The 25,335-nt window shown below is 35.8% G+C and carries 25 protein-coding genes; 20 read left to right on the top strand and 5 right to left on the bottom strand.

Features of this window, described 5'->3' with window-relative positions:
- The first annotated feature begins 15 nt into the window (after positions 1-15).
- The 4 genes from ligA to MHH96_RS08520 all read left to right on the top strand — a co-directional run bounded on the left by ligA (position 16) and on the right by MHH96_RS08520 (position 4,386).
- A complete protein-coding gene (ligA, locus tag MHH96_RS08505) occupies positions 16-2,040 on the top strand; it encodes an NAD-dependent DNA ligase LigA (RefSeq protein WP_341117085.1) in 2,025 nt (674 codons plus the stop codon).
- Positions 2,037-3,152 carry a CamS family sex pheromone protein gene (locus MHH96_RS08510; RefSeq protein WP_047944696.1) on the top strand — a complete coding sequence of 372 codons (1,116 nt, stop codon included), beginning with the start codon at positions 2,037-2,039 and terminating at the stop codon, positions 3,150-3,152. The genes ligA and MHH96_RS08510 overlap by 4 nt, the downstream gene beginning before the upstream one ends.
- Positions 3,153-3,319: 167 nt before the next feature.
- Positions 3,320-3,778: a YueI family protein gene (locus MHH96_RS08515; protein ID WP_047945002.1), complete on the top strand. Its 459-nt coding sequence runs from the start codon at positions 3,320-3,322 to the stop codon at positions 3,776-3,778.
- Positions 3,779-3,957: 179 nt separating this feature from the next.
- Complete coding sequence (locus MHH96_RS08520; RefSeq protein WP_047945001.1) at positions 3,958-4,386, top strand: organic hydroperoxide resistance protein; 429 nt, start codon at positions 3,958-3,960, stop codon at positions 4,384-4,386.
- A 51-nt stretch (positions 4,387-4,437) separates the two neighbouring features.
- Here MHH96_RS08520 and MHH96_RS08525 read toward each other — a convergent pair whose 3' ends face one another.
- Positions 4,438-4,887, bottom strand: a complete 450-nt coding sequence (locus MHH96_RS08525; protein ID WP_047945000.1) for a MarR family winged helix-turn-helix transcriptional regulator — start codon at positions 4,885-4,887, stop codon at positions 4,438-4,440.
- Between the two features lie 159 nt (positions 4,888-5,046).
- Between MHH96_RS08525 and MHH96_RS08530 the strand changes: the two genes are divergently transcribed.
- From MHH96_RS08530 to MHH96_RS08550, 5 genes are all read left to right on the top strand, one after another.
- A complete protein-coding gene (locus tag MHH96_RS08530) occupies positions 5,047-5,877 on the top strand; it encodes a VanW family protein (RefSeq protein WP_047944999.1) in 831 nt (276 codons plus the stop codon).
- A 269-nt stretch (positions 5,878-6,146) separates the two neighbouring features.
- Positions 6,147-6,437, top strand: a complete 291-nt coding sequence (gatC, locus tag MHH96_RS08535; RefSeq protein WP_047944998.1) for an Asp-tRNA(Asn)/Glu-tRNA(Gln) amidotransferase subunit GatC — start codon at positions 6,147-6,149, stop codon at positions 6,435-6,437.
- Positions 6,438-6,451: 14 nt separating this feature from the next.
- Positions 6,452-7,909: an Asp-tRNA(Asn)/Glu-tRNA(Gln) amidotransferase subunit GatA gene (gene gatA, locus MHH96_RS08540; protein WP_047944997.1), complete on the top strand. Its 1,458-nt coding sequence runs from the start codon at positions 6,452-6,454 to the stop codon at positions 7,907-7,909.
- Between the two features lie 12 nt (positions 7,910-7,921).
- Positions 7,922-9,349: an Asp-tRNA(Asn)/Glu-tRNA(Gln) amidotransferase subunit GatB gene (gene gatB, locus MHH96_RS08545; RefSeq protein WP_047944996.1), complete on the top strand. Its 1,428-nt coding sequence runs from the start codon at positions 7,922-7,924 to the stop codon at positions 9,347-9,349.
- A gap of 209 nt (positions 9,350-9,558) precedes the next feature.
- Positions 9,559-9,873 (top strand): hypothetical protein, encoded by a 315-nt coding sequence (locus MHH96_RS08550; RefSeq protein ID WP_172885217.1) that lies wholly within the window; start codon positions 9,559-9,561, stop codon positions 9,871-9,873.
- Between the two features lie 38 nt (positions 9,874-9,911).
- Here the strand turns inward: MHH96_RS08550 and plsY are convergent, their stop codons facing one another.
- Together plsY and MHH96_RS08560 are read right to left on the bottom strand one after the other, a co-directional pair.
- Positions 9,912-10,532: a glycerol-3-phosphate 1-O-acyltransferase PlsY gene (plsY, locus tag MHH96_RS08555; RefSeq protein WP_341117088.1), complete on the bottom strand. Its 621-nt coding sequence runs from the start codon at positions 10,530-10,532 to the stop codon at positions 9,912-9,914.
- Positions 10,533-10,708: 176 nt separating this feature from the next.
- Entirely contained in the window at positions 10,709-12,385 is a 1,677-nt protein-coding gene (locus MHH96_RS08560) for a hypothetical protein (RefSeq protein ID WP_047944993.1), read from the bottom strand.
- Positions 12,386-12,485: 100 nt separating this feature from the next.
- On the opposite strand from MHH96_RS08560, the gene MHH96_RS08565 reads away from it, so the two are divergent.
- The 6 genes from MHH96_RS08565 (at position 12,486) to rlmD (ending at position 18,504) form a co-directional block, all read left to right on the top strand.
- The gene (locus MHH96_RS08565; protein ID WP_309325827.1) at positions 12,486-13,112 is read left to right on the top strand and encodes an RNA polymerase sigma factor; all 627 of its coding nucleotides are present in this window, start codon (positions 12,486-12,488) and stop codon (positions 13,110-13,112) included.
- Positions 13,109-13,579, top strand: a complete 471-nt coding sequence (locus MHH96_RS08570) for an anti-sigma factor family protein (protein WP_047944991.1) — start codon at positions 13,109-13,111, stop codon at positions 13,577-13,579. The genes MHH96_RS08565 and MHH96_RS08570 overlap by 4 nt, the downstream gene beginning before the upstream one ends.
- The gene (locus tag MHH96_RS08575; protein WP_047944990.1) at positions 13,576-14,661 is read left to right on the top strand and encodes a hypothetical protein; all 1,086 of its coding nucleotides are present in this window, start codon (positions 13,576-13,578) and stop codon (positions 14,659-14,661) included. Before MHH96_RS08570 ends, MHH96_RS08575 begins: the two co-directional genes overlap by 4 nt.
- 84 nt (positions 14,662-14,745) lie before the next feature.
- The gene (locus MHH96_RS08580; RefSeq protein WP_053215822.1) at positions 14,746-15,663 is read left to right on the top strand and encodes a hypothetical protein; all 918 of its coding nucleotides are present in this window, start codon (positions 14,746-14,748) and stop codon (positions 15,661-15,663) included.
- 379 nt (positions 15,664-16,042) lie between these two features.
- On the top strand, positions 16,043-17,002 hold the full coding sequence (locus MHH96_RS08585) for a diacylglycerol kinase (RefSeq protein WP_047944989.1): 960 nt from the start codon (positions 16,043-16,045) through the stop codon (positions 17,000-17,002).
- Positions 17,003-17,136: 134 nt separating this feature from the next.
- Positions 17,137-18,504, top strand: a complete 1,368-nt coding sequence (gene rlmD / locus MHH96_RS08590; RefSeq protein ID WP_047944988.1) for a 23S rRNA (uracil(1939)-C(5))-methyltransferase RlmD — start codon at positions 17,137-17,139, stop codon at positions 18,502-18,504.
- Positions 18,505-18,569: 65 nt separating this feature from the next.
- Here rlmD and MHH96_RS08595 read toward each other — a convergent pair whose 3' ends face one another.
- A complete protein-coding gene (locus tag MHH96_RS08595; protein ID WP_047944987.1) occupies positions 18,570-18,701 on the bottom strand; it encodes an integrase in 132 nt (43 codons plus the stop codon).
- A 440-nt stretch (positions 18,702-19,141) separates the two neighbouring features.
- A complete protein-coding gene (locus MHH96_RS08600; RefSeq protein ID WP_047944986.1) occupies positions 19,142-20,125 on the bottom strand; it encodes a DUF3231 family protein in 984 nt (327 codons plus the stop codon).
- A 1,575-nt stretch (positions 20,126-21,700) separates the two neighbouring features.
- Here MHH96_RS08600 and MHH96_RS25600 point away from each other — a divergent pair.
- The 5 genes from MHH96_RS25600 to MHH96_RS08620 all read left to right on the top strand — a co-directional run bounded on the left by MHH96_RS25600 (position 21,701) and on the right by MHH96_RS08620 (position 25,189).
- Positions 21,701-21,844, top strand: coding sequence for a CPCC family cysteine-rich protein (locus tag MHH96_RS25600; protein ID WP_082138301.1), 144 nt, complete (start codon positions 21,701-21,703; stop codon positions 21,842-21,844).
- Positions 21,845-22,228: 384 nt separating this feature from the next.
- On the top strand, positions 22,229-23,239 hold the full coding sequence (locus MHH96_RS08605) for a tRNA dihydrouridine synthase (RefSeq protein ID WP_213087976.1): 1,011 nt from the start codon (positions 22,229-22,231) through the stop codon (positions 23,237-23,239).
- A 261-nt stretch (positions 23,240-23,500) separates the two neighbouring features.
- Entirely contained in the window at positions 23,501-23,824 is a 324-nt protein-coding gene (locus MHH96_RS08610; protein ID WP_047941810.1) for a hypothetical protein, read from the top strand.
- A gap of 323 nt (positions 23,825-24,147) precedes the next feature.
- Positions 24,148-24,894: a phosphotransferase family protein gene (locus tag MHH96_RS08615; RefSeq protein ID WP_047941809.1), complete on the top strand. Its 747-nt coding sequence runs from the start codon at positions 24,148-24,150 to the stop codon at positions 24,892-24,894.
- 91 nt (positions 24,895-24,985) lie between these two features.
- On the top strand, positions 24,986-25,189 hold the full coding sequence (locus MHH96_RS08620) for a zinc ribbon domain-containing protein (RefSeq protein WP_047941808.1): 204 nt from the start codon (positions 24,986-24,988) through the stop codon (positions 25,187-25,189).
- Positions 25,190-25,335: the final 146 nt, after the last annotated feature.

Genomic DNA, 25,335 nt, shown 5'->3' on the forward strand with positions numbered 1-25,335 from the left:
AAAGGAAAAGGATATATGGAACAAAACCTTGCAGAGAAGCGAGTAAAAGAGCTGCATAATTTATTAAATCAATATGGATATGAATATTATGTTCTGGATAATCCTTCTGTTCCTGATTCGGAATATGACGCATTATTAAATGAATTAATCCAGTTGGAGGAAAAATTCCCCAGCTTAAAAACTAATGATTCTCCATCCCAGAGAATCGGAGGAGAAGTATTGGATATGTTCTCAAAGGTTCAGCATCAAAAGCCGATGCTGAGCTTAGGGAACGCATTTAATGAAGCTGATTTACGTGATTTTGATCGGAAGGTTCGTGCAGTTATCGGTGATGACTTTTCATATGTTTGTGAATTAAAGATAGATGGGCTTGCTGTTTCTCTTCGATATGAGAATGGTTTATTTGAGCAAGGAGCCACACGAGGAGATGGGACCACTGGAGAGGATATTACAGCGAATCTCAAAACAATTCGCTCTATTCCGCTCCGATTAAATCAGGCGGTGAGTTTAGAAGTTCGCGGTGAAGCATTTATGCCGAAAAAGTCGTTTGAGGCACTGAATAAAGCGAAGGATGAAAATGGAGAAGAGCCATTAGCGAATCCACGGAATGCTGCAGCAGGCTCCTTACGCCAATTAGATCCTCGCATTGCGGCTTCTCGAAACTTGGATATTTTTCTCTATGCGATTGGAGATGCTGGACAGACTGGTATTCAATCCCATAGCGATGGCCTTGATTTATTAGACAGGCTTGGCTTTAAGACGAATAAAGAAAGAAAAAGATGTGCAACTATCGAGGATGTTTTACAATATATTGAAGGCTGGCAGGAAAAACGTCCTCACTTGCCATACGAAATAGATGGTATTGTGATAAAGGTAGACAATTTAGCACATCAAGAACAGCTTGGAACAACCGTAAAAAGTCCGAGATGGGCGATAGCGTATAAGTTTCCAGCTGAAGAAGTAATGACAAAGCTTCTAAGCATCGAACTAAATGTTGGGAGAACAGGTGTGATTACACCTACTGCAGTACTTGAACCAGTGAAGGTTGCGGGTACAACAGTTAAAAGAGCTTCCTTGCATAATGAGGACTTAATAAGAGAAAAAGATATTAAGCTTGGCGATATGGTTGTAATAAAAAAGGCTGGAGACATTATTCCAGAAGTAGTAAATGTTTTAGTAGAAAAAAGAACTGGTGAAGAAGCAGAATTTCTGATGCCAACTCATTGTCCTGAATGCGAGAGTGAACTTGTTCGTATCGAAGGGGAAGTGGCATTACGATGTATTAATCCAAAATGCCCAGCACAAATTAGGGAAGGCTTGATTCATTTTGTTTCTCGGAATGCAATGAATATAGACGGACTTGGTGAGCGAGTAATCAGCCAATTATTTTCCGAAAAACTAATCGAAGATGTGGCTGATTTATACACTTTACAATTCGACCAATTAATACAATTAGAAAGAATGGGCGAAAAATCTGTTCATAATTTATTAGAAGCAATTGAAGCATCAAAGCAAAACTCCCTTGAAAGGCTATTATTTGGTTTAGGAATTCGACATGTAGGAGCCAAGGCAGCCAAAACAATTGCGATGGAATTTAAAACAATGGACCAGCTTATGGAAGCTGCTAAAGAGGATTTAACAGCTATTAACGAAATTGGTGAAAAAATGGCTGATTCGATTGTTACTTTTTTCGAACAAGAAGAAGTAATCGAATTAATTACCGAGCTTAAAACGTATGGCGTTAATATGGAATATACCGGTCCATTACCAGTAGCAGTGGAAGAGACTGATTCAGCCTTTGCTGGCAAAACAATTGTATTAACAGGAAAGCTCGAGCAGCTTTCTCGTAATGAAGCAAAAGAACAAATTGAATTATTAGGTGGTAAAATAACAGGAAGTGTTTCAAAGAAAACAGATTTAGTAATTGCAGGGGAAGATGCAGGAAGCAAACTAACAAAAGCGGAACAGCTAGGCATTGAAGTTTGGGATGAGGAAAGACTTATGGAAGAATTGAAGAATAAAGGTGTGTTTAACGAATGAAGAAACACGTAATGATGGTGTTGGTACTAGTATTGGTTCTATCAGCTTGTGCACCAAACTTTAATAAAGAAGAAAAAGTAAAGACAGAGGATGTAGATAGTAATACGACGGAAACGGCTATTCTGCCGAACTATAAAATCTCTGATGATTATTATAAGGTAGTGGTCCCATTTAAGCCTTCAGAAGCAAGAGGATTAGTTGTAAATAATTTAAATACACGTTATGACATTGCTGAATTTGAAACAGGCCTAATGAGAATCGCACAAAATGCCTATGATCCTGAAGAATATTTTTTTCAAGAAGGTCAGTATTTAGATAAAGATACAATTTCCAACTGGCTAGGGAGAGAATCAGAAAAGAATCCTGATGGGCTAAACCCATCTGGCAAGGATAAGGGTAAAGTACCTGTTTATTTAGCTCATATACTGGAGCATGATTATTTGGTGAAAACGGATGATAAGAGCTTAAAGCTTGGTGGGATTTCCATTGGTTTAGCAATGAATTCTGTATACACCTATGAAGAAAATGGAGCAGCCAAAGAGCTTAAAATTGATCGAACAAAGCTTGAAAAAGAAGGAAAGAAAATTGCAGCAGAAGTAGTCAAAAGAATAAGAGGAGTAGAAGGCCTTGGGCAGGTTCCGATTATTATCTCTCTTTTTGAACAAAAGGAAAGCTCTTCAGTTGTACCTGGAAACTTCTTCGCTTACGCAAAGATAGCAGGAAATAGTAATAGTATTGGTGATTGGGAAAGTATTAATGAAAAATATGTATTATTCCCAAGCTCTGATACAAAATATAAATCAGAAGTAGATGCATTTTCTTATTTCAAGCAAGATATCGAGAAATATTTTCCTAACTTTAATGGTGTGGTCGGAAGAGCTTTCTATGTGAATGATAAAATGCAGAATTTAAGTATCGAGATTCCGATTCAATTTTATGGAGAAGCAGAAGCGCTCGGCTTCACACAATTTGTCGCAGGAAAGGTGATGGAGCATTTCCCTCCAAATAATTCTTCTTCTGTACAGGTTAGCATTACATCTGTTTATGGCCCAGAAGCATTAATTGTTCGTGATGTAGATGCAGAAGAGCCGTATATTCATATTTATCAATAATGATGGAGAGTGTTAAGCATCATGCTTCCCTTAAAAAAGTGGAATGAATGATGCTTGTCTCTCCTTTTTTGTATGATGACAAAAAAAGTTCAAAAAGGTACAAGGTTTTTTACTAGCAGATTAGAGTATAGTATGGAAAGAGGAATCTATTTAAAGGAGTTGTGAGTATGTCATCAAACCCTAACTTAGATGAATATATGCAAAAGGGGATGTATGGGGCGAAGGAAACAAAGCCAGAAGAACGAAGAAAATTTCTCAGTACCCTAAGAGAAAGAGTGGTGATTGCATTAAAGCAATCACAAGTAATGGAACCAGCCCCCTATAAGGAAATATTAGATGCAATGAAACAGAATCCCGGTGCGAAGCTATATTTAAATGGTCATCTAGACTATTCGTACTTATCGAAGTATATCAAGGAAGCTAACGAAGCACATATGGAATACACGATTGTAACCAACAAAGAGGCAGACAGTGATATTGGTTTATTAATTGCTTATGATCATGCGATTAATAAAGAAGATATATATATCGGGGAGCAAAAAACAGATTTAGTTACAGGGAAATCTTCAAAAGCAGATCAGAAAAAGGGATTGCTTACGACGATTGGAAAATGGTTTAGCAAATAAGGGAATGGCCCAAAAAGAAAATCTTTTTGGGCTTTTTATTATGGATGAACATTACAGGCATGTTTACTTCTCTTGAAATAGGTAAATAAAAAAGAAAGAAAGTAAAAAATGTTTGTTTTGCGCAATTATATTGTGTACAATATAATTGTAATGAAAATATATTATTGGAGGAATGAATCATGAGCGATACAATTCTTACAACGTCTGTTACAGCAACTGGAGGAAGAGAAGGAAGAGTAGAATCTGAAGATTATGTTATTCAATTTGATACAGCTATGCCAGGTACACAAAGAGCGAAGGAATTGGAAGACGCAACAAATCCAGAGCAATTATTTGCAGCAGGATATGCAGCATGTTTTGATGGTGCGCTACAATTAATGGCACAGAGAGAAAAAGTTAATTTTGAATCTGAAACAACAGCTAGTGTCAGCTTATTAAAGGATGAAACAGATCAAGGATTTAAACTAAGTGTTAAGTTATCTGTAAAAGGAACTGGAATTGAAAAGACAGTATTAGAGAATTTAGTACACAAAGCTCATAATTTCTGCCCGTACTCAAAAGCAACAAGAGGTAATATCGAGGTACAATTAGAAGTTGTTACAGCTTAATGTTTTTGTAAAAGAGAGAAGAAGGAAGTTGAAATTCCTCCTTCTCTCTTTTTATATTTCCTTATGTTGTTTCGTTAAATTTTCCAAAAGCAATTGAAGGGATTGCTTTAAATCATTGATTTCCTTGCTCGATTTTCCGAAAAGTTTTAGGATCTCTGTTGGAATACACTCAGCTTTTTGTTGTAAAGAAGCACCTTTTTCCGTTAATGTAATTAGTACTGAGCGTTCATCTTCAAGGGAACGTTTGCGTTCTAGCAGCTGTTGCTGTTCCATTCTTTTTAGCATCGGTGTTAATGTACCCGAATCAAGATATAAATGATGTCCCATTTCCTTTACACTAAGGCTTTTATGCTCCCAAAGTAGTAAAAGTACTAAGTACTGTGGATACGTTACATCGAGTTCTTCCAACAATGGTTTATATTTTTTCGTCAATTCACGAGAACTTGCATATAAAAGAAAACAAAGTTGATTTTCTAATTTTAATGCATCTAATTTATTCATTTTTGGTCACCTAGCTTTTTAGTCTTCTTCTAAATATAAACTATTGTAGCGGATTTTGCTTCCTTTTCCTATCTATTTGCAGAGAATAGCCTGAAAAAGAAGGAGTTTATAAGTAATTAGCGAAATAAAACAGAAAAAGGGAAAAAATGGAGAGTGTACATGGATATCACAGCGTTAAGACCAAAAAAAAGATCAGCCTTTCGTCTTTATGTCGGAAAGAAATATTATACAACCAAAAGATATGTTCAATGGATACTAGCAAGAAAACGATATGCGAAGAAAAAACAGACCGTTTTATTACCCCATTCTTATTTTACCCATAAAACAATGCTTTTAAGAGAACTAAAAGATGTAGATATGAAGCTGCAATATAATAAAATTGTTAATTTAAAAATCGCTGTTTCCAAAATAAATCAGATTGTACTTGAACCAGGAGAAACCTTTTCCTATTGGAGAACAATTGGACGGCCGACATATAAAAAAGGTTACGTTGATGGCATGGTTCTTTTTGCAGGAAGTTATCGGACGGGCGTTGGCGGGGGACTATGTCAGTTGTCTAATCTTATTTATTGGATGACCTTGCATACGCCGTTAACCGTAGTGGAAAGACATCGGCATAGTTATGATGTTTTTCCAGATTCTAACAGGACGCAGCCGTTCGGAAGTGGGGCAACCTGTTCCTACAATTATTTAGACCTGCAAATCAAGAATGAAACAGATACCCCTTTTCAACTATACCTGAAAGTGACGGACTCTCATTTGATAGGAGAATGGAGAGGAGCATCGCCTAGTTTATACAATTATGATGTATATGAAAAGGCACATCAGATTACCCCCGCTTATTTCGGAGGTTATATCCGCCATAACCAAATTTACCGAAAAAAGTATAACAGGAGAGGAGTATTATTGGAAGAAGAGTATATTACAGAAAACCATGCATTAATGATGTATGAGCCACTCCTTACCTCTGATGAGGAAAATACTTCATAAAAAAGAAGAGAAAACCACTCTTCTTTTTTTGTATCTAAAGGAAGGGACAATCATCTTAGACAAGATGGTATAATAAGAGAAATGGTACTGTTTAAATGTAAAGATGGAATAGCTAATGGAAATTCAATTATGGTAGTGGAAAGACATTATTTTTTGTAGAAATCGCCTTCTGACAAGATATATTCCTTCTTTCGGTTGCTTTCCTATTGATTTGTTTGCTATTATCAGATTATTGTGTTGTACGTATAATGATGGAGGTGACATACATAATGTCAAGAATAACAAAGGAAGAAGTAAAACATGTTGCCAATCTTGCTAGACTTGAAATAACAGAAGAGGAAGCAGAGCTTTTTCAAAAGCAATTAGATGCTATTATTTCTTTTGCAGAAGAACTAAATGAGCTAGACACAGAGGGAATCGAGCCAACTTCCCACGTTTTAGATATGAAAAATGTGTTGCGTGAAGATGTACCAACAAAAGGTCTGCCTGTGGAGGAAGTTTTACGTAACGCACCAGATCATCAAGATGGGCAAATTAAAGTTCCATCTATTATGGAGTAAGGAGGGGAAACTACATGAGTCTTTTTGATCAAAAAATGACAGATTTACAAGAACTATTACATAAAAAAGAGATATCTGTATCAGATTTAGTGAAGGAATCGTATAGTCGCATAAAAGATGTAGATGAGAAAGTACAAGCATTTTTAACATTAGATGAAGAAAATGCTTTATCCAAAGCTAGTGAATTAGATAGTAAATTAGTGAACGGGGAATATTCGGGCAGCTTATTTGGAATGCCAATTGGTATCAAAGATAATATTGTTACGAAGAATTTAAGAACAACCTGTTCAAGCAGAATCTTAGAAAATTTCCAGCCGATTTATAATGCTACTGTGATCGACAAGCTGCAAGCAGCAGGAGCAATAACAATTGGAAAGCTTAATATGGATGAATTTGCTATGGGTTCTTCAACCGAGAATTCCTATTATCAAAAGACGAAAAACCCTTGGAATCTTGAGACTGTTCCTGGTGGATCATCAGGTGGATCGGCAGCATCTGTAGCAGCTGGTGAGGTATTATTTTCTCTTGGATCAGATACTGGTGGTTCTATTCGTCAACCAGCAGCATTTTGCGGAGTGGTCGGCTTAAAACCTACATATGGAAGAATTTCTCGTTTTGGCTTAGTAGCATTTGCCTCCTCATTGGATCAAATCGGCCCAATTACACGTACGGTAGAAGATAATGCTTTCTTACTTAATGCTATTTCTGGAGTAGATTCAATGGATTCTACGTCGGCAAATGTAGAGGTTCCTGATTTTACAAAGGGGCTTACTGGTGATATTAAGGGCATGAAAATAGCTGTGCCGAAAGAGTACCTGGCAGAGGGTGTCAGCGAAGTTGTGCGCCAATCAGTTCTAGATGCTTTGAAAGTATTGGAAAAATTAGGGGCAACATGGGAAGAAGTATCCCTGCCACATAGTAAATATGCCTTGGCAACTTACTATTTACTATCTTCTTCAGAAGCATCAGCAAACCTATCTCGTTTTGATGGAGTTCGCTATGGATATCGTACAGATAATGCGGAAACATTAATCGATCTATATAAGCGTTCTCGTGCTGAAGGGTTTGGAGATGAAGTGAAGCGTAGAATTATGCTTGGTACTTTTGCTTTAAGCTCTGGCTACTATGACGCTTATTACAAAAAAGCACAAAAGGTACGTACGCTTATTAAAAAAGACTTTGAAGATGTTTTTGAAAAATATGATGTAATTGTTGGTCCAACTACACCGACTCCTGCCTTTAAATTGGGAGAAAAGGTAGATGATCCTTTAACAATGTATGCAAATGATATTTTAACGATTCCAGTGAACCTTGCTGGAGTTCCAGGTATTTCTGTTCCTTGTGGATTCTCTAACGGTTTACCGCTTGGTTTACAAATTATCGGAAAACACTTTGATGAAGCATCTGTTTATAAAGTAGCGTATGCGTTTGAACAGGCTACAGACTATCATAAACAAAAACCAACGCTGTAAGGGGTGAAAAAAATGGAATTTGAAACAGTCATTGGGCTAGAGGTCCATGTAGAGTTAAAAACACAATCAAAAATATTTTCCGCAAGTCCTAACCATTTTGGCGCTGCACCAAATACAAACACAACAGTAGTAGATTTAGGATATCCGGGTGTACTGCCTGTTTTAAATAAAAAGGCTGTAGAATATGGCATGAAAGCTTCTATGGCATTAAATTGTGAAATAGCTACAGAAACGAAATTTGACCGTAAAAACTATTTTTATCCCGACAATCCGAAAGCTTACCAAATCTCTCAATTTGATAAGCCTATTGGTGAACATGGATGGATTGAAATTGAAGTCGATGGCTATAAAAAAAGAATTGGCATTACTCGGGTTCATTTAGAAGAGGATGCTGGAAAATTGAATCATGAGAAAGGATATTCGTTAGTGGACTTCAACCGTCAAGGAACGCCATTAATTGAAATCGTTTCTGAGCCAGATATTCGTACACCAAATGAAGCATACGCATATTTAGAAAAATTGAAATCCATCATTCAATACACTGGTGTATCTGACTGTAAAATGGAAGAAGGTTCTTTGCGCTGTGATGCCAACATTTCCATTCGTCCAGTAGGACAAGCGGAATTTGGAACAAAGACAGAGCTGAAAAACTTAAACTCCTTTAACTTTGTCCGCAAAGGATTAGAATACGAAGAGCAACGTCAAAGAGAAGTTGTTTCTTCCGGTGGTGTTATTAATCAGGAAACACGCCGCTTTGATGAAGCAACAAGTACGACATTGTTAATGCGTGTAAAAGAAGGTTCCGATGATTATCGCTACTTCCCTGAGCCGGATTTACCAGGTTTATATATTGATGAAGACTGGAAGGCAAGAATCCGTGCGGAAATTCCAGAGTTGCCAGATGCAAGACAGAAGCGCTATATGGAAGAATGGGGCCTACCTGAGTACGATGCAAAAGTATTAACTGTTACGAAGGAAATGGCTGACTTCTTTGAAGGTACTGTGGCAAATGGAGCCGAGCCAAAGTTAGCTTCTAACTGGGTAATGGGCGATGTCTCTGCTTATTTAAATGCCGAACAAAAGGAGCTGGCTGAAGTAAAGCTTACTCCAGAAAACCTTGCCGGCATGATTAAGCTGATTGGAAATGGGACAATCTCCAGTAAGATTGCGAAACAAGTTTTTAAAGAGCTGATTGAAAACGGCGGCGATGCAGAGGCCATTGTGAAAGAGAAGGGGCTAGTGCAAATCTCCGACGAAGGTGCATTGCTGAAAATTATTGGTGAAGTGTTAGATAATAACCCTCAATCCATTGAAGACTTTAAAAACGGAAAACAAAAAGCAATAGGTTTCCTTGTTGGGCAATTAATGAAAGCAACAAAAGGGCAAGCAAATCCACAAATGGTCAACAAGTTATTAGTTCAGGAAATGAATAAAAGATAATAATTAGATTTATCTTTCTAGCTGTCAGCAAATGTTCTTTGTTGGCAGCTTTTTTTATGGAGAAAGGAGGATAGTATGACAAAAATCGCATTATAAAGGTGGGATTAAGTAGATTTCTATAATAGCTGATGTTAAATGGCAGCTGAGTGTGGAGGAAATCAGCCAAAGCGAAGAGGAAATCAGCCAAAGCGAGTGGAGAATCAGCCAAAGTGAGTGGGGAATCAGCCAAAGTGAGTGGGGAATCAGCCAAAGTGAGTGGGGAATCAGCCAAAGTGAGTGGGGAATCAGCCAAAGCGAGTGGGGAATCAGCCAAAGTGAGTGGGGAATCAGCCAAAGCGAGGAGGAAATCAGCCAAAGTGAGTGGGAAATCAGCCAAAGCAGAAGGAGAATCAGCCAAACCACATCATCCCAGCAAGCACTCCCCACCACCAAAAAACTACAAAATAAAGGAGCTGCTCTCCAAAGAGCAACTCCCTTATTTGATTGCCAATCATTCGACAGTATTTCCCAGGAAAAGTTCATAATCAACAATTTTTTTAAAAAGCTTGTCCAAAGAAGGGGATTAGACAATCTTCTTCGGGTTAATTCGATCCTTTTTTATGTTTTTATCATTTACTTTAGGTTCTTTGTGATGAATAAAATTTTTAATATTAGAGCGATGTAAAAAGATTAATAGTAATAAATACAAGAAAAAGAGCCAGTCATGCTGGATATCGGGTGAAAATAGTGCATATAAGAAAATGGTTATTCCAACAGAAATACTACCAAGAAACACATATTTTGTAATAAATATAACAGCAAAGAAAGCAAAATAGGAAATCAAAAATAGAGCAGGATTAGCAATGAGTAAGGTGCCGGCAGTTGTAGCGATCGCCTTTCCGCCGCGAAAACCTGCAAAGATTGGAAAACAATGACCAATAACAGCTATTAATCCAGTATACAAGGGATTAACATCTACCATTAATAAGTAGGGCAGACTTGCAGCGAGTGCTCCTTTTCCAACATCGAGCAGAAGAACAGCAATTCCGGCTTTTTTGCCTAATACGCGAATAGAATTAGTCGCTCCTGGATTATTGCTTCCATGTTTCCGAATATCAATGCCATAAAAAACTTTACCGATAATTAAGGCGGTCGGAAAAGAACCAATTAAGTAGGAAGCTAGTAGTAGAATAAGCAAATACATTACTCCTTTCCTATAAATGAAGTTTACTAGTTTAAAACACTATCTTTGTTCTCCTCTTTTATTCTATGCAGAAAGAGGGAGAAGTTTGTTCCCTTCTCCCTATATTATAAACAATAGATACTATTTTTTTGTTAAGTTCCAGTCTTTTTAGGTTCTTGCATCGGAAAAACTTTTAATTAATTTAATTCTTGATTGCTAATTTTTAATTTTTCAACCGTAACAATCATTTCTTCTGTATCCACATAATCTACGGTTAGCTGCATACCCTTTTCTAGGAAAATACTATATGGGAAATCATTTGATGAAACTTGGAAAATGGTTTTATTTCCTTCTAACATAAATTTAACAATCGTGCTATTTTCTACTTCTGCCTTATATACATAGTCGACAGTGCCAGTGATTGTTTTTTTGTCCGCGATATTGTTAGGAACTGTTTTATCATTCTTTAATAAGGTGACAAGCGCATATTTATAATCATTAAACAGCTTTGTTTTTTCTGTATGATAACTATAAACTTTTTCATCCTTGGCGTTGATTAACATAATTTCTCTTAGTACATGATTGCTGTCCATGAGCGGAACAACCCATGTGAACTGACCATAAATCGTATAGAGCAGCGGAGTGCCAGCCTCATATTTTTGAGCACGGAAGGTTTTCTCTGCAACATTTATGGCGGATTTTCCATTTAAAGATCCATTTGCCTCTGTGTAGAAGGTAAGAGCACCAGTACGAGCATTAAGCATCGAATAGCCGACCATGCTTCCACTATCTGATTTTGGACGTGTGAAGTCGGTAAACCAATGCAATTGTAAGTCTTCATTAAAAACACCATTTACTTCATTCATATCTTCCCAAGCAGTTGGTAGTTTCATATCTTCTTTTGCGAATAGTGTATTCCAGAAGCCATGAATATATTTACCATACCATTCATTCCAATCTTCCGCCACACTTGTAGGAATGACATGATCAATAAAATCAGGTATATTGTCCATTCCATAATCCTTTATTTCCCCAGTGGCAGGGTCAATAATATATATTCCTTTAATATCTACTATCTCACGGAATTTATTGTACTGACCATACGGCACGACATAATATGGTTTATCATTATCGTCTGGCTCAAAGCTGGCTTCAAGTAAAATTGTATCTTTATGCTTACTTCTTACTAATCTTTTTAAGTCTTTTTGGAAGAATGCAGAGGGCACATATTTCATGGATGATTTAACCAAAATGGCATCCTCATTTTCATCCTCTGCGCTCATTTTAATAAAACCAGGTACATCCTCCCCTTTGATCCATTTGAAGAAGCCGGTATATTCAATCGGTGTTACCCAATACAGATGATCATCAATTTTTTGCAAGGTAGAGGTTCCTAAATCGTAATAGGAAGGATGAGAAACCTCTCCAAGTTTTTTCTCACTTCGATAGCGTGCGTAGCTTTCAGGAACAACGACAATATGCTTTTCATTTGTGGAAACAGCTTCTTTATCAATAACGGTTGTTTTTTCCTGAACAAACTGATATTTATCTCCAGTAATCGTTAAAGGATAAATAAATTGGACATACAGGCTGAATAAAACAAAATACAAGAATAAAATTCCAGTTATTCTGTATCCCTTTACCTTTCCAAATAGTAAGTCTAAGAGTAAGAAAAAGGCAAGGAAAATAGAGCCGAATTTAAAGAGAGCCTGTAAAGAATGATCAATTAGTTGAAAATAATCAAGACAAAATATGATAAGAATCCCAGCGAACAAGCGAGTAATTTGAAAGACAAGAAATCTTTTTTTATTAAAATGACTTTTCCATATAAATGGATTCAGTGTTAAAGCTAGTAATGCAAATAAATAATGCATGCACATTCTCCTTTTGATAATTTGCTATAGATGAAATACGAAAGTAAGGCTAAAAAGTTTCATGTAATAATGATACTATTACAAAAGAGAGTCCATAATTATGAAAAAAATAAAAAACTGTAGGGGTATGACAATCCAGTACCGTCTATTATATAGAATGGCAGGAAAGGGGGGAGAGGCCATTAGTGATCAAGTATTAATTGAAAAGATAAAAGCAGGAAATGATCACGCATTTCGTTTGTTAGTGGAAAAGCATCGAGATTACTTGTTTCGTTCGATATACAGCGTTTTAAAGGACCAAAAAGAAGCGGAAGATGCTACACAAGAAGTGTTTATTAAAATCTATACCTCTCTCCCCAAATATGAGAATCAAGGATTTAAAACATGGATAACAAGAATTGCTATCAATCATGCTATTGATATGAGAAGAAAAAAACAAAGAAGAAAAGAAGAGATGGCAGAAGAACTGGAATCCCATATAGGAGGCTCTCAGACCGATGATGTAGAATTAGAAGTGTTGAGGCGGGAACGACAAAGACTTGTGCAGAAAAGACTGGAGGAAGTCCCCGCTAATTACAGGGACGTCATTTATGGTTTTTACATTCAAGAAAAAAGTTATCAAGAAATGGCAGCAGAACAAAATGTTCAAGTGAAAACAATTGAAACGAAGTTGTATCGCGCAAGACTCTGGATCAAAACGCATTGGAAGGAGGAAGAATTTTTATGACCGCACATTATTCTAAAGATTATTGGATGAAGTATGTAAAAGATGAACTAAGTGAGAAGGAAAGATCACTGCTTGAAGATCATTTGTATACATGCGATCAATGCTTAGAATTATATATAGATGCAGTAGACAAGCAAGAGGAGACCCTTCCTTCAATTTCAGATGAAGCAGCTTTTATGAATGATATTATGCAAAAAATATCCTATGAAAATATGGAGATAAAAACAATAGAAGAAAAGAAACGGCCTTTTTATCAGTCATCCATATTCCATTATGCAATTGCCGCGAGTCTTACTTTGATTCTCATGTCGGCAGGATTTTTTCAGTCCATTGTAAAACATACAGAAACAATTCAAAAAACGGAAGTATCTTTAAAAAATGAGCCGAAATCAGGTGGCTTAGTGGATAAGACATTTGCCTGGATGGATTCATTTGATGGTAGTAAGAAGGAGGAAGTTAAAAAATGAAAAACCCGATTGTTGCGACAATCTTAGCATTTTTTCCAGGTGGCGGCCTGTTCTATATTGGAAAAAAACTGCGAGGCTTTTTTTACGGGCTAGCAGTATTTGGACTAGCGTTTATGTCTATTGTGATATTTAGTTCAGGATACTTCAATGAGTTAACATTTATAGTAGTTTTTATTGGTTTTATTATCTACTGCATTAGTTTTATCGACACATTAATTACGACCAGCAGCTATTTAAAGAAACGAGTCAGTTTTGCTGCGGATTCTGAAACTGGGGAGACTGCGCCTATATTAGCAAAAACAACGGAGTCTGAGCGGTTTTATACGATTGTTTTATCGTTTGTCCCTGGATTGGGGCATATCCAGCTAGGATTAGTTTACCGAGGAATAACCCTTTTAACGACATTTTTAGGCTTAGGAATTATGATTATATTTATCGCGTTTCTGACCTATACAAACGAGTTCCTTCTGTTTTTAGCTATATTGCCAGTTATTTGGATTTACGGTTTTTATGACGTTTCCCAGCAGTTTAATAAAAAACTGAATGGAGAAAAGTTAGAAGATATTACGATTTTCCAAGACTTTGAAAAGAACAGAGAAGAAGGAAAGAAAAGCAAATTTATTGCGACCTTCTTATCTGTGTTTCCTGGAGCAGGGCATTTATATTTAGGATTACAGCAAAGAGGGATTCAGCTAATGGCTGCATTCTTGTTCTCTATTTTTATTCTTAATGAATTAAGGTTAGGACTATTTTTATTCGTTATTCCGATTATTTGGTTCTACAGCTTTTTTGATGGATTACAAAAGGCATCGAGAGTTGGAGAAGAGGAGTTAGAGGATACCCCTGTAATTGCTTATTTGATTAACTACCAAAAATGGTTTGGAATTGGTCTATTAGTAATTGGTTTATATTATTTAATGATTAATATTATTTTACCGATCTTTTCACCTATTATCCAAAATGTAATCAATGTGGATTTACGCTTTTTCTTTTATCAATATTTCCAGACAGGAATCGTATGTCTAGTTCTTATTATCGGTGGTATTCATCTATTAAAAGGAACGAAGAAGAAAAAAGTCTAAGTGGTTTATGGAAAGAGAGATTACGGCCTCGGTTTTTTTGAAGCTGTTTCAAATAGCTAAGGCCTTACATAAGGAGAGAAGAGAATGCGAACATGGCGAGTGGGCACTTTTTCGATGGGCTTATCATTAGTATTTCTTGGTGTATTTCTATTATTTACGCAGTTTTTTGATTGGAAAATAGTGACTGTTTTAAAAGTTTGGTGGCCAATTATTTTAGTTATTCTTGGAATAGAAATTTTATTGTACTTGTTTTCCTCTAAACAAGAGAAACCATATTTAAGCTTTGATCTTTTCAGTATAATTATAGTTGGAATAATTGGGTCAGCTGGGATTGCGATGGTATTTCTCCAATCATCAGGGATTATGGATATAGTGGAACAAGGGTTAAAAAGAGAGGAAGTAACAAGTGATTTACCTGAATTTAATTATGCAATGAAGGATGATATTAAAAGAATTGTCATTGAATCTGACAATCAGCAAAATCCAATTACGATTGAAGGAACAAACGATGATGTCCTTTCTCTATTTGGAACCTATCGAGCTGTTCAATCGAAGAAGAAGGATGTTTTAAAGCCGGAAGATTATCTGCTTGTATCGCAAAAGGGTGATACGTTATTTATCCGTTTAAAGCAATTGCCATATCGTGTTTCTGAATTTTACAAGGACTATGCTTCTATGAATACTACTATTCTTGTTCCAACGAGCAAAAAGTTAGATATTGTTGATTTGCAAAATGACATTACAGTAAATCCGCGTGATTTAAAAAACAATTGGACAATTAATAATGTTCCGCAAATTGATTTAATATTAGATGAAACAAAAAATGTGAAAGTCTCCGTAGATGATACATTCATTAACAATCGGGAACAGGAGGATTGGGAATTTCCAAATAAAGAAGAGAAGCATGTAGAAGAAATAACTACTGCATTTTTGCAAAAAGGGAAGGGGGGCTCATCCATTCACATTTTTGATAGTGGTACGTTAGATATAACAAATCATTAATATAAGGAGGAAAGATTGGAATCAGATGATTAATTTGAGGAAGATCTTTCTTTTTGAATAAGGCATTGTCTAGCGATTTTCTGTCTTTCTATTTTGTCAGAATTCCTCTAGAAAGGATGAATAGCTGCAAGGAAGGGCGAAAAAAAGTTAATCAAACGTTTGATTAATAGAAAAAAACAGGAATAAGAATGAGAAAAGTATGATGAACTAATAGATTGGGTTATAATGTGGGAAGATGCTTGAAACATGGACACTTAGCATGAAAAAGTTACATATCATGGTAATAACTAGAGTTAAACATTGCCTAAGCAAGTAGTATCGTATATGATGATGTTATTGGTTATGGAAAAAAATGAATCTTGATTATAGGATGATGAACATGAAAAGGGCAAGAATAATATATAATCCTACTTCAGGTCGGGAAGCTTTTAAAAGACATTTACCAGAGGTGCTAAAAAGATTAGAAGAGGCAGGGTATGAAACTTCCTGCCATGCAACGACTGGACCAGAGGACGCAACATATGCAGCGAGAGTAGCCGTAGAAAGACGATTTGATCTCGTCATTGCTGCAGGCGGTGATGGAACGATTAATGAAGTTGTTAACGGAATGGCAGAACAGGAATATCGTCCAAAGCTTGGAATTATTCCAGTAGGAACGACAAATGACTTCGCAAGAGCATTGCATATTCCCAGAGATGTCATAGGTGCAGTAGATGTTATCGCAAAAGGCGATACCATTCCGATTGATATTGGAAGAATGAATGACAAATACTTCATTAATATTAGCGGCGGCGGGCATTTAACAGAAATTTCTTATGAAGTTCCTAGTAAATTGAAAACCATGCTTGGACAGTTAGCATACTATTTAAAAGGAATCGAAATGCTGCCTTTCATTAAAGCTTCGCATGTCAGAATCGAGTATGACGGCAAGTTATTTGATGGAGAAGCGATGTTGTTTCTTGTAGGCCTGACTAATTCTGTTGGCGGTTTTGAAAAGTTAGCCCCTGGCGCATCCATTAATGATGGGTTATTCTCTCTATTGATCTTAAAAAAGGCAAACCTTGCAGAATTTATTCGAATTGCGTCCCTTGCTTTACGAGGTGAACATATAAATGATCCTAATGTCATTTATACGAATGCGAACCATATAAAGGTCAGCTCAGATGAGAAAGTACAAGTAAATCTTGATGGAGAATTTGGCGGATTACTGCCAGCTGAATTTATTAATTTATATCGTCACTTTGAGTTATTTGTGCCGCTTGAAGCGATTCGTGATGAAGACCGACCAGATATCAAGGATTATAAAGTGAAGTTACAAACAGACAATAACAAGGAGTGAGAGGAAGAATCCTCTCACTTTTTGTTTTGGATAATAATTAAAGATTATGCATAGACCAATGACGCTTTCCTCATAATATGATACAATTACCACGCTTGTTTTTTTCGGAAATCTCGACGTAAAGGAAGACGATAATGAGTAAAACATTACCCGTTCAAAAGAACGATATAATAGATATAGTTTTTGAAGATTTAACCCATGAAGGTTCAGGTGTGGCAAAGATAGATGGTTATCCCCTCTTTATCCCCAATGGACTTCCAGGTGAAAAAGCAACTGTAAAAGTAATTAAAACAAATAAGAATTACGGTTTTGGCCGCCTCCTAGAGATTAAAGAAAGAAGTCCCTATCGTGTGGAAGCCCCATGCCTTATTTACAAGGAATGCGGCGGTTGTCAATTACAGCATTTAAGCTATGAAGGACAATTGAAAACAAAGCATAAACATGTGAAGGATGTGTTAGAACGAATTGGAAAAATCAAAACGATTGTACATCCAACATTGGGGATGGAAAACCCTTGGCGTTACCGTAATAAATCCCAAGTGCCAATTGGAGAACAAGAAGGTGGCCTCATTGGTGGATTTTATCAACAACGCTCTCATCAAATTATTAACATGGAACAATGCCTCATCCAACAAGAAGAAAATGATTATGTCGTAAATACAGTAAAAGATATTTGTTCAAAATATGGAGTCCGCGCATATGACGAAGCTCATCATAAGGGAGATTTACGCCATATTATGGTAAGAAGAGGGCTGGTTACGAAGGAAATCATGATTGTCTTAATTAGCCGTACACAGGATATCCCCAATCGCAAAGCAATTGTTGATGAAATTGTTCAAAAAGTACCAAATATTAAATCGATTATCCACAATGTGAATAACAAAAAAACAAATGTGATAATGGGAGATGCTACTCGCGTACTTTGGGGAGAAGAGACGATTACGGATTATATTGGCGATGTAAAATTTGCTATTTCAGCTCGTTCTTTTTATCAAGTAAACCCGGAACAAACAAAGGTGCTTTATGAGAAAGCATTGGAGTATGCTGCTTTAAGTGGAGAAGAGAAAGTAATTGATGCCTATTGTGGAATTGGCACCATTTCTTTATTTTTGGCAAAAAAAGCAAGTAAAGTATTTGGAGTCGAAATTGTGCCACAAGCAATTGAAGATGCAAGAAATAACGCTGTTTTAAATGATATCCACAATGTCGATTTTGCAGTAGGGAAAGCAGAAGTAGTTATCCCCAACTGGTATAAAGAAGGAAATAAAGCAGATGTTTTAGTAGTAGATCCACCAAGAAAAGGCTGTGACGAAGCATTGCTGCAAACAATTCTTGATATGAAGCCAAAGAAAGTTGTCTATGTGTCATGTAATCCAGCGACTTTAGCTCGTGATCTGCGCATATTAGAGGATGGTGGCTACAAGACAGAAGAAGTGCAGCCTGTGGATATGTTTCCTCAAACGATGCATGTGGAGGCAGTGGCGAGGTTAACGTTAGAATAACAAGGTTTTTTATGCAAGGTATGTACACATTGACCACATTTTGACCACATACCTTGCAAAAAAACTTATTTTAAGATGAATTTCTCAAGTAAATCAACTGTTTTTTCTTTCATTAATTCAGTGACATGTGCATAAACATCACCGGTAGTTTTTATGCTGCTATGTCCTAAGCGTTCCTGTACTTCTTTTAATGTCATACCAGCTACCAGACAAATAGTTGCGTGAGTATGTCTAGTATCACGTCATGAAAGCGAATTTTGGGAACAGTAGCAATTTTTATTGCTTTATTCAATTCAGTTGTTAACGATCTAGGGTAACTGGGTTTTCCTGTTTGTGTAGCAAAAATCAAGTTAAGGGCCTCGTAACTGTTGTACGATTTGTGATAAAATAAATAATCCGAAATAATAAATAAATAAGCTCTCCATTTCAAGGAGTCAGCCAATCACCAAATATTTTCCTCATATTATGATTTATTGTATTCCTATTATTTGCAGTAGAAAATTTACTATAAAAATAATCATTTGCCCGCAACCCCACCCTCCTTGTATTACATTATGCTGAAATAGGGTTGTGGTATGAGGGTATATAAAATACAAATAGGAACACCAAGTCATTTGATGTTCCTTTTCTTTCTTATTTAGTTATTCATACTAGGAGGTTCTTCTAACCAACCTCTTTCCATCATTATTCGCGCTCCCTTTAAACCAAATGAGAGAACATCTTTCGCAAAAACTCCTGACTGAAGTATAGCATCGTTCCTCAGACAAAACACTGCTCCAAATCCTTGTCCACCTATACTAAATCCATTCAACAAATATGTGCAGAACATCATTAACTTATCTGAAAATGGAGCAGTAGTAGAAGATGTTACTTTTCTACTCACAATAGATGGTGTCAGAATATCACTGTTTAGCAGCATTTCCTCTGTTTCCAAATAAATTTTCTTTGCTAGTTCATACCCCTTTTGAAAATACTCTTTTACATCTGAATTGGCAGAAGTTTGAGCAAATCCTTTCATTAATTGCATCCCCAATACGTTTGATTCTAGTGAATGATAAAGTAATCCATACTCGACGACATTGAAGTTTCTTTTATTCCCAAAAATATTTGTTCCTTTCATATAGCTTGGATCTTCAATATAACTTTTTGAATGTGGCATATTTATTACAGGTGGATTCAACATTAATTTATGATCTAATAAATATTCCGTAAAATAATAATAATATTTCTGTGTTAACTCTGTTAAAGATCTATATAAATTAATAATGTCAGGTCGATAAGAGATGGTTGTGTGTAAAACATACATTCCCATGCTAATCTCTTTTAGGATTCTAGAAAACATAATATCAAAACCCTGCTCAAACAATACCGGAGCATCTAAATATACATCATCATTCGTAAAACCATTTGGTATTATAGCACCGGCACCCTCTAATATATTTCTAATTTCGTTAACTTTAGTATTTAATTTATCATGAAGCCCTTTCATTAAATCCTTCGCTTTTGGTTCTTCTGACTTTTCAATAAAATATTGTAGAAAACACAAAATCATGGTTTTCTTTTGATAAGTCGTCCATAAAGCTCCATATTCAACAGAAGTTAAAACTTTATTATTAACCATGCTGATACCTCTTTCTTATAGCATCTATTTAATATAGTTAATATTTGTAAATGCTTTTAACGCTATTCTATATTTTTATACTTTTAACTATAAATAAGAAAAAGAAGCTGACCAAAGTCTCAGCTTCTCTTTCTTATTTATATTGTTATTTTTCATAATTTTAGGTAATATTTTTCACTTTCAACATTGTGAATTTCCCAAGTGGTTCAAGTGAGAAGCTTCATATCCTATGAAACACTCATGATGGTACTTTCCAGGTCGCACTAGCTTGCAGAGTTGGGGATACTTAGGATTATAAAAATGAATTTTGCCAACATTATTATTACTTTATTAAATTCTTGGGTCCTCGTAGCTGAACGAAGGACTATTTTTCATTTTGTTTTGCTATGATTTTCATCCCGTTTATGTTAATTTCCTCGATCTTTTAAGTTCTATTGCTCATTCATATTTAGTATTTTCTACCACTTTGACTTGATTAATTTGTGGATAAACCATTAATAAACAATAAAAATGATTAGAAGTTTTCCACAAAAAATTACTTTCATCTAACTGAGTAATGAAATTGTCTATTTTCAATTTACGGTTTATAAAGTACAGCTGTTATGGAGATTAAAACTCAACAAATAGCATTTTATTTAGAATGTTTTGGATCCTGATGAACGTAGAAATAGGGGTGGGGGTTACATGATAGTATCATCATAGATTAGATTTTCACTCTCCTTCTATCAGTTGGGAGAGTGAGGACAGAAGAATCCCTAATGAGATTTTTTTTTCCCGCACCTAATACAGCTATTTGAGTAATAACTAAATTTATGATTTCGTCTAAGGAAACAGATTATTGATTTAAATTTCAAGGAAACCACCTCAATCAGACTTTTTTTTTAGTTTAAAATTAAGTCGTCTTAAAGTAAATGGATAATGGGAAAATTGTTAAAAACAGGGAAAAAGAAGTGGCTGACAATCAGGTATTTATTCCTTGATTAATTGTGATAATAGGTATATTTTAGTAGATTTTTCATCAAGAAAGCTGTTAAGAATCATGAGATTTATTTCTACGGTACTTTGCGATGTCATACGCTGCTCTGAGGGAAAATGCGAGCATGGCGACCACCTTAAATCAAGTACCAAGAGTTGAGGAGTGGAAAAGGAAAATAAGAGGGATTATATAACATACTAGATTGGTAATCAAGCTAGCAAATTCAGATTTAAACACAGATACCATCATCCTTTGGATTATTAACTAGTGATACGGTTGGTGGTAAGAAAGAGGAAAATAGGATGCCTCTGACGGGATTCGAACCCGCACTCCTTTCGTAAGCATAGGCTAGGGGGAACACGCTTCCCTACGGACTTTCACCGGCTAGGAATTTCACCTGCCTCAGCTTTTTTGCTTTTCGGTGCTTCTGAAACCCTTGCCTTGCGACCCGGTACCAACAATGTTTTCCGGCGCTCTTCCCTTCTATAGCTACAGAGGCATATTGATATATTTTATTATACAAAGAAAGCGAATAGAAGAAAATGTTTTGATCATCAAGAATAAAACTTATCCACCGTAGATTATTATGGGAGTAAGAAATGGATATATTGATAAACAAAAGAAAAAGAATAGTTGCTTGTCCTTGTTGTGAGTATAAAATGTTAGGTGAACGTAATGATTGGGAAATATGTGTTGTTTGTAAAAGGGAGGATGATTGTTTACAAGCGGATGAACCAGATTAGCTGGAGGGGCCAATCAAGAATCTTAAGAAAGGGGTAAAAGAATTTCTTGGAAATGGATGTATGCTTCAAAAAATTACTGCATTGGAAAAACCCTTCTTATTTTAAATATGAAAAGGATGTAAATTTTAGACCTTTATAAGAAGATATTTTTAGTCTTTTTCCAGTACTGAGGGGACTTATAACAGGCAAGAGATATACTGATTTGACAGAGGAATTAAAGCCTTTTAATATAGAAGACGGTATAATTTTAAAAGATTTTACTAATAAATGATAAATTTTCGATTTAAGTGATCGGATGATATAACTTGTTGAAACGAAAGGATCAAGTAGGAAGGGATATTTTTCGTTTTAATTATGAGACGAGAAGTTTAATCTTGGATCTATATGAAAGGAACTGAGTTTTATATGATAGATAATTTTTGGCGTGAATTACCACGGCCATTTTTTGTATTAGCCCCGATGGAAGATGTGACGGATGTTGTTTTTCGTCATGTAGTCAGTGAGGCGGCTAGACCTGATGTGTTTTTTACGGAGTTCACTAACACGGAGAGTTATTGTCATCCCGAGGGAACACAGAGTGTACGTGGACGTTTGACTTTTACAGAAGATGAACAGCCAATGGTTGCACATATTTGGGGAGACAAGCCTGAATATTTTCGACAAATGAGTATAGGCATGGCCAAGCTTGGTTTCAAGGGAATCGATATCAATATGGGCTGTCCTGTTCCTAATGTCGCAGCAAAAGGGAAGGGAAGCGGACTTATCCTCCGTCCAGAGGTTGCTGCGGAAATTGTGCAAGCAGCAAAAGCAGGCGGGCTGCCTGTCAGTGTTAAGACAAGACTTGGTTATACGGAGATAGAGGAATGGCAGGACTGGTTAACACATATCTTGGAACAAGATATCGCGAATCTTTCGATACATCTGCGTACAAGAAAAGAAATGAGTCAAGTGGATGCACATTGGGAATTGATTCCAGAAATCAAAAAACTTCGTGATCGTGTGGCACCAAATACACTCTTAACGATTAACGGTGATATTCCTGATCGTCAAACTGGGTTGGAGCTGGCTGAGAAATATGGAGTGGATGGTGTTATGATAGGGCGCGGTATTTTTAAAAATCCATTTGCCTTTGAAAAAGAACCGAAAGAGCATAGCAGTAAAGAACTGCTTGATCTATTACGATTACATCTGGATCTTCATGACAAATATTCACAGGAATTAGAAACACGATCTTTTAAAGCCCTTCACCGTTTTTTCAAGATTTATGTGAAAGGATTTAGAGGGGCAAGTGAATTGAGAAATCAATTGATGAGTACGCAATCTTCTGATGATGTCCGTGCTATGCTTGATGATTTCGAATCGAAGAATGCTGATGAGACAGGGATAGTAGGCTAATATAACTTAAACAATATATATTTTAAATAGTGAATTGGTTGGCATAAATCGGTAATAACCGAACTCTTGCCAGCCAATTTTTTGCATTTCTAGCACGAGAGTGGGTTTTCATTATGTAAAAATAGGTTAATTTTCAAAAAAATTGAAAATGAATATTTAATGTGATAATTTTGAATAGTATACATATATTTATTTTCCAGCTGTTTATGATAACTCAAGTCTTTAAGAGAGTTGAATAGATAAAAAATAGGGGGGAATTGTATGAAAAAGCTAATAGTTATCATCATAACCATATTAATAGAGGCAACACTTATTTATGTTGTGTCCAAGTTAATAGGATGGAGGTTTTCAGATTTAGTGTTAGTAGGGAGTGTACTTATCTTTGGTGTGTACTGGTTATTTGGTCTAAATATAAATCAAACAAATAATCTATTAAACGCAGGCAATAAAGGATGGACGGGAATGGAAACAGGAAGTGTTAAGATATTCACCTTAAAAGTGAATTCTGTGATTCTAGGACAGATTATTTTCATTATTCTATCCCTTATTTTAACAGTAGCTATTTATTTTCCTTATTTTTTCTAAGCGTATTATTCTGCAACAAATTTAGTGAATTTTATTAATAATTTCTTGCGATTTTATAGGAAGCAAATATTTTATAAATTAGTATGAATTTCATCCGGAAGTTTGAACTAGCTCAAATGCATGGAATATTTTAGGTGTTTTTTTCAAAAGGAAGCTCCTATCTATGGAACCGAAATCACTGGGGATTAAGATAAATATCTGTTATTTCCTAATACTCCTACTTTGTAATAAAATAACGTTCGTTTTTTGTGTGAAAAGCCTCTTGAAATGACAACAAAATAATATCTTTGCGAGAGGAAGAATCTTAAAAAGGAGTGGGTAAGTTGAAGTTTGGGAAAGCCATTGCGACCGGAAATACGGCAACTATTTATGTAAATGATAAAACGATTATGAAAGTGTATAAAGATTATCTTCCACCTGCCGAAGCGGAAATGGAAGCAAGGAAACAAAGGTTTGCTCACGCTTGTGGGTTACCTGTTCCAAAAGTATTAGATGTGACAATGGTAGAGAACAAACAAGTTTTGATAATGGAATATATAAAAGGAAATACATTGGGGGAGCTTCTCTTTAAAAACGAAAAGAAAGCTGAATATTATATGAGCTTGTCTATTGATATCCAACAACAGATTCACCAGCATGATGGAATAGCACTTGAGCCGATATCTTACAAATGGGGAAGACAAATAGCGGACTCTCAGATTCTAGACGAAGAAAGTAAATCCCTTCTTTTAAACAAACTGAAAACAATGCCGCAGGAAACAAGGCTTTGTCATGGGGATTTGCATTTATTCAATCTTGTAAAAGCTGAGGGCAGTGTTTGGATAATCGATTGGGTGGATGCAGGAGCAGGAGATTCTCGGGCAGATGTATGCAGAACTTATCTTCTCTATGCGGAAAATCATCAGGATCTAGCAGATTTATACTTGCATATATATTGCAGCAAGACAGGCTTAACGAAAGAAGACATCCTTCAATGGATTCCAATTGTGGCAGCGGCACGATTAAGTGAAAATGTCTCGGAAGAAAATTTAGATAAACTTTTACAAATAATTCATCATTATTTGTATTGAGAGAAATGAAACTAAATATCGTATTACTTCGTAATAATAAAGGAGATGTTAAAACAGAAGCAAAGATATAACAAAAAAGGAGCGTAATAACATGGAAAGCAAAGGCTGTGTAAAATGCGGTGGAACAGATATAGGAACAAAAGATGTGGCCATGACAGGAACGGGTTTATCCAAGTTAATGGATATCCAGCATAATACATTTACGGTTGTCTTTTGCAAGAAATGCGGGTACTCAGAGTTTTATAATAAACAAGCATCGAAAGGTTCTAATATTTTAGATTTATTTTTAGGATAAGTGGCACAAAATGTTAAACAAATAGAAAATTAGTTGAATTCTAGAGACCATATCAGTAAATCGGGTCTCTTTATTTTAGGGGCAGATAGGAAAGGAGGGGGAGAGATTATCAAGCTATATTAAATAAAATATAATTGTGAGTGAAA

Source organism: Niallia sp. FSL K6-0212, assembly GCF_038007605.1.
Taxonomy (GTDB): domain Bacteria; phylum Bacillota; class Bacilli; order Bacillales; family Cytobacillaceae; genus Niallia; species Niallia circulans.

Excerpts from the sequence above, each read along its gene's own strand:
- ligA (WP_341117085.1), top strand. The coding sequence starts at position 16 with ATGGAACAAAACCTTGCAGAGAAGCGAGTAAAAGAGCTGCATAATTTA.
- MHH96_RS08510 (WP_047944696.1), top strand. The coding sequence starts at position 2,037 with ATGAAGAAACACGTAATGATGGTGTTGGTACTAGTATTGGTTCTATCA.
- MHH96_RS08515 (WP_047945002.1), top strand. The coding sequence starts at position 3,320 with ATGTCATCAAACCCTAACTTAGATGAATATATGCAAAAGGGGATGTAT.
- MHH96_RS08520 (WP_047945001.1), top strand. The coding sequence starts at position 3,958 with ATGAGCGATACAATTCTTACAACGTCTGTTACAGCAACTGGAGGAAGA.
- MHH96_RS08525 (WP_047945000.1), bottom strand. The coding sequence starts at position 4,887 with ATGAATAAATTAGATGCATTAAAATTAGAAAATCAACTTTGTTTTCTT.
- MHH96_RS08530 (WP_047944999.1), top strand. The coding sequence starts at position 5,047 with ATGGATATCACAGCGTTAAGACCAAAAAAAAGATCAGCCTTTCGTCTT.
- gatC (WP_047944998.1), top strand. The coding sequence starts at position 6,147 with ATGTCAAGAATAACAAAGGAAGAAGTAAAACATGTTGCCAATCTTGCT.
- gatA (WP_047944997.1), top strand. The coding sequence starts at position 6,452 with ATGAGTCTTTTTGATCAAAAAATGACAGATTTACAAGAACTATTACAT.
- gatB (WP_047944996.1), top strand. The coding sequence starts at position 7,922 with ATGGAATTTGAAACAGTCATTGGGCTAGAGGTCCATGTAGAGTTAAAA.
- plsY (WP_341117088.1), bottom strand. The coding sequence starts at position 10,532 with ATGTATTTGCTTATTCTACTACTAGCTTCCTACTTAATTGGTTCTTTT.
- MHH96_RS08560 (WP_047944993.1), bottom strand. The coding sequence starts at position 12,385 with ATGCATTATTTATTTGCATTACTAGCTTTAACACTGAATCCATTTATA.
- MHH96_RS08565 (WP_309325827.1), top strand. The coding sequence starts at position 12,486 with ATGAAAAAAATAAAAAACTGTAGGGGTATGACAATCCAGTACCGTCTA.
- MHH96_RS08570 (WP_047944991.1), top strand. The coding sequence starts at position 13,109 with ATGACCGCACATTATTCTAAAGATTATTGGATGAAGTATGTAAAAGAT.
- MHH96_RS08575 (WP_047944990.1), top strand. The coding sequence starts at position 13,576 with ATGAAAAACCCGATTGTTGCGACAATCTTAGCATTTTTTCCAGGTGGC.
- MHH96_RS08580 (WP_053215822.1), top strand. The coding sequence starts at position 14,746 with ATGCGAACATGGCGAGTGGGCACTTTTTCGATGGGCTTATCATTAGTA.
- MHH96_RS08585 (WP_047944989.1), top strand. The coding sequence starts at position 16,043 with ATGAAAAGGGCAAGAATAATATATAATCCTACTTCAGGTCGGGAAGCT.
- rlmD (WP_047944988.1), top strand. The coding sequence starts at position 17,137 with ATGAGTAAAACATTACCCGTTCAAAAGAACGATATAATAGATATAGTT.
- MHH96_RS08595 (WP_047944987.1), bottom strand. The coding sequence starts at position 18,701 with ATGACATTAAAAGAAGTACAGGAACGCTTAGGACATAGCAGCATAAAA.
- MHH96_RS08600 (WP_047944986.1), bottom strand. The coding sequence starts at position 20,125 with ATGGTTAATAATAAAGTTTTAACTTCTGTTGAATATGGAGCTTTATGG.
- MHH96_RS25600 (WP_082138301.1), top strand. The coding sequence starts at position 21,701 with ATGGATATATTGATAAACAAAAGAAAAAGAATAGTTGCTTGTCCTTGT.
- MHH96_RS08605 (WP_213087976.1), top strand. The coding sequence starts at position 22,229 with ATGAAAGGAACTGAGTTTTATATGATAGATAATTTTTGGCGTGAATTA.
- MHH96_RS08610 (WP_047941810.1), top strand. The coding sequence starts at position 23,501 with ATGAAAAAGCTAATAGTTATCATCATAACCATATTAATAGAGGCAACA.
- MHH96_RS08620 (WP_047941808.1), top strand. The coding sequence starts at position 24,986 with ATGGAAAGCAAAGGCTGTGTAAAATGCGGTGGAACAGATATAGGAACA.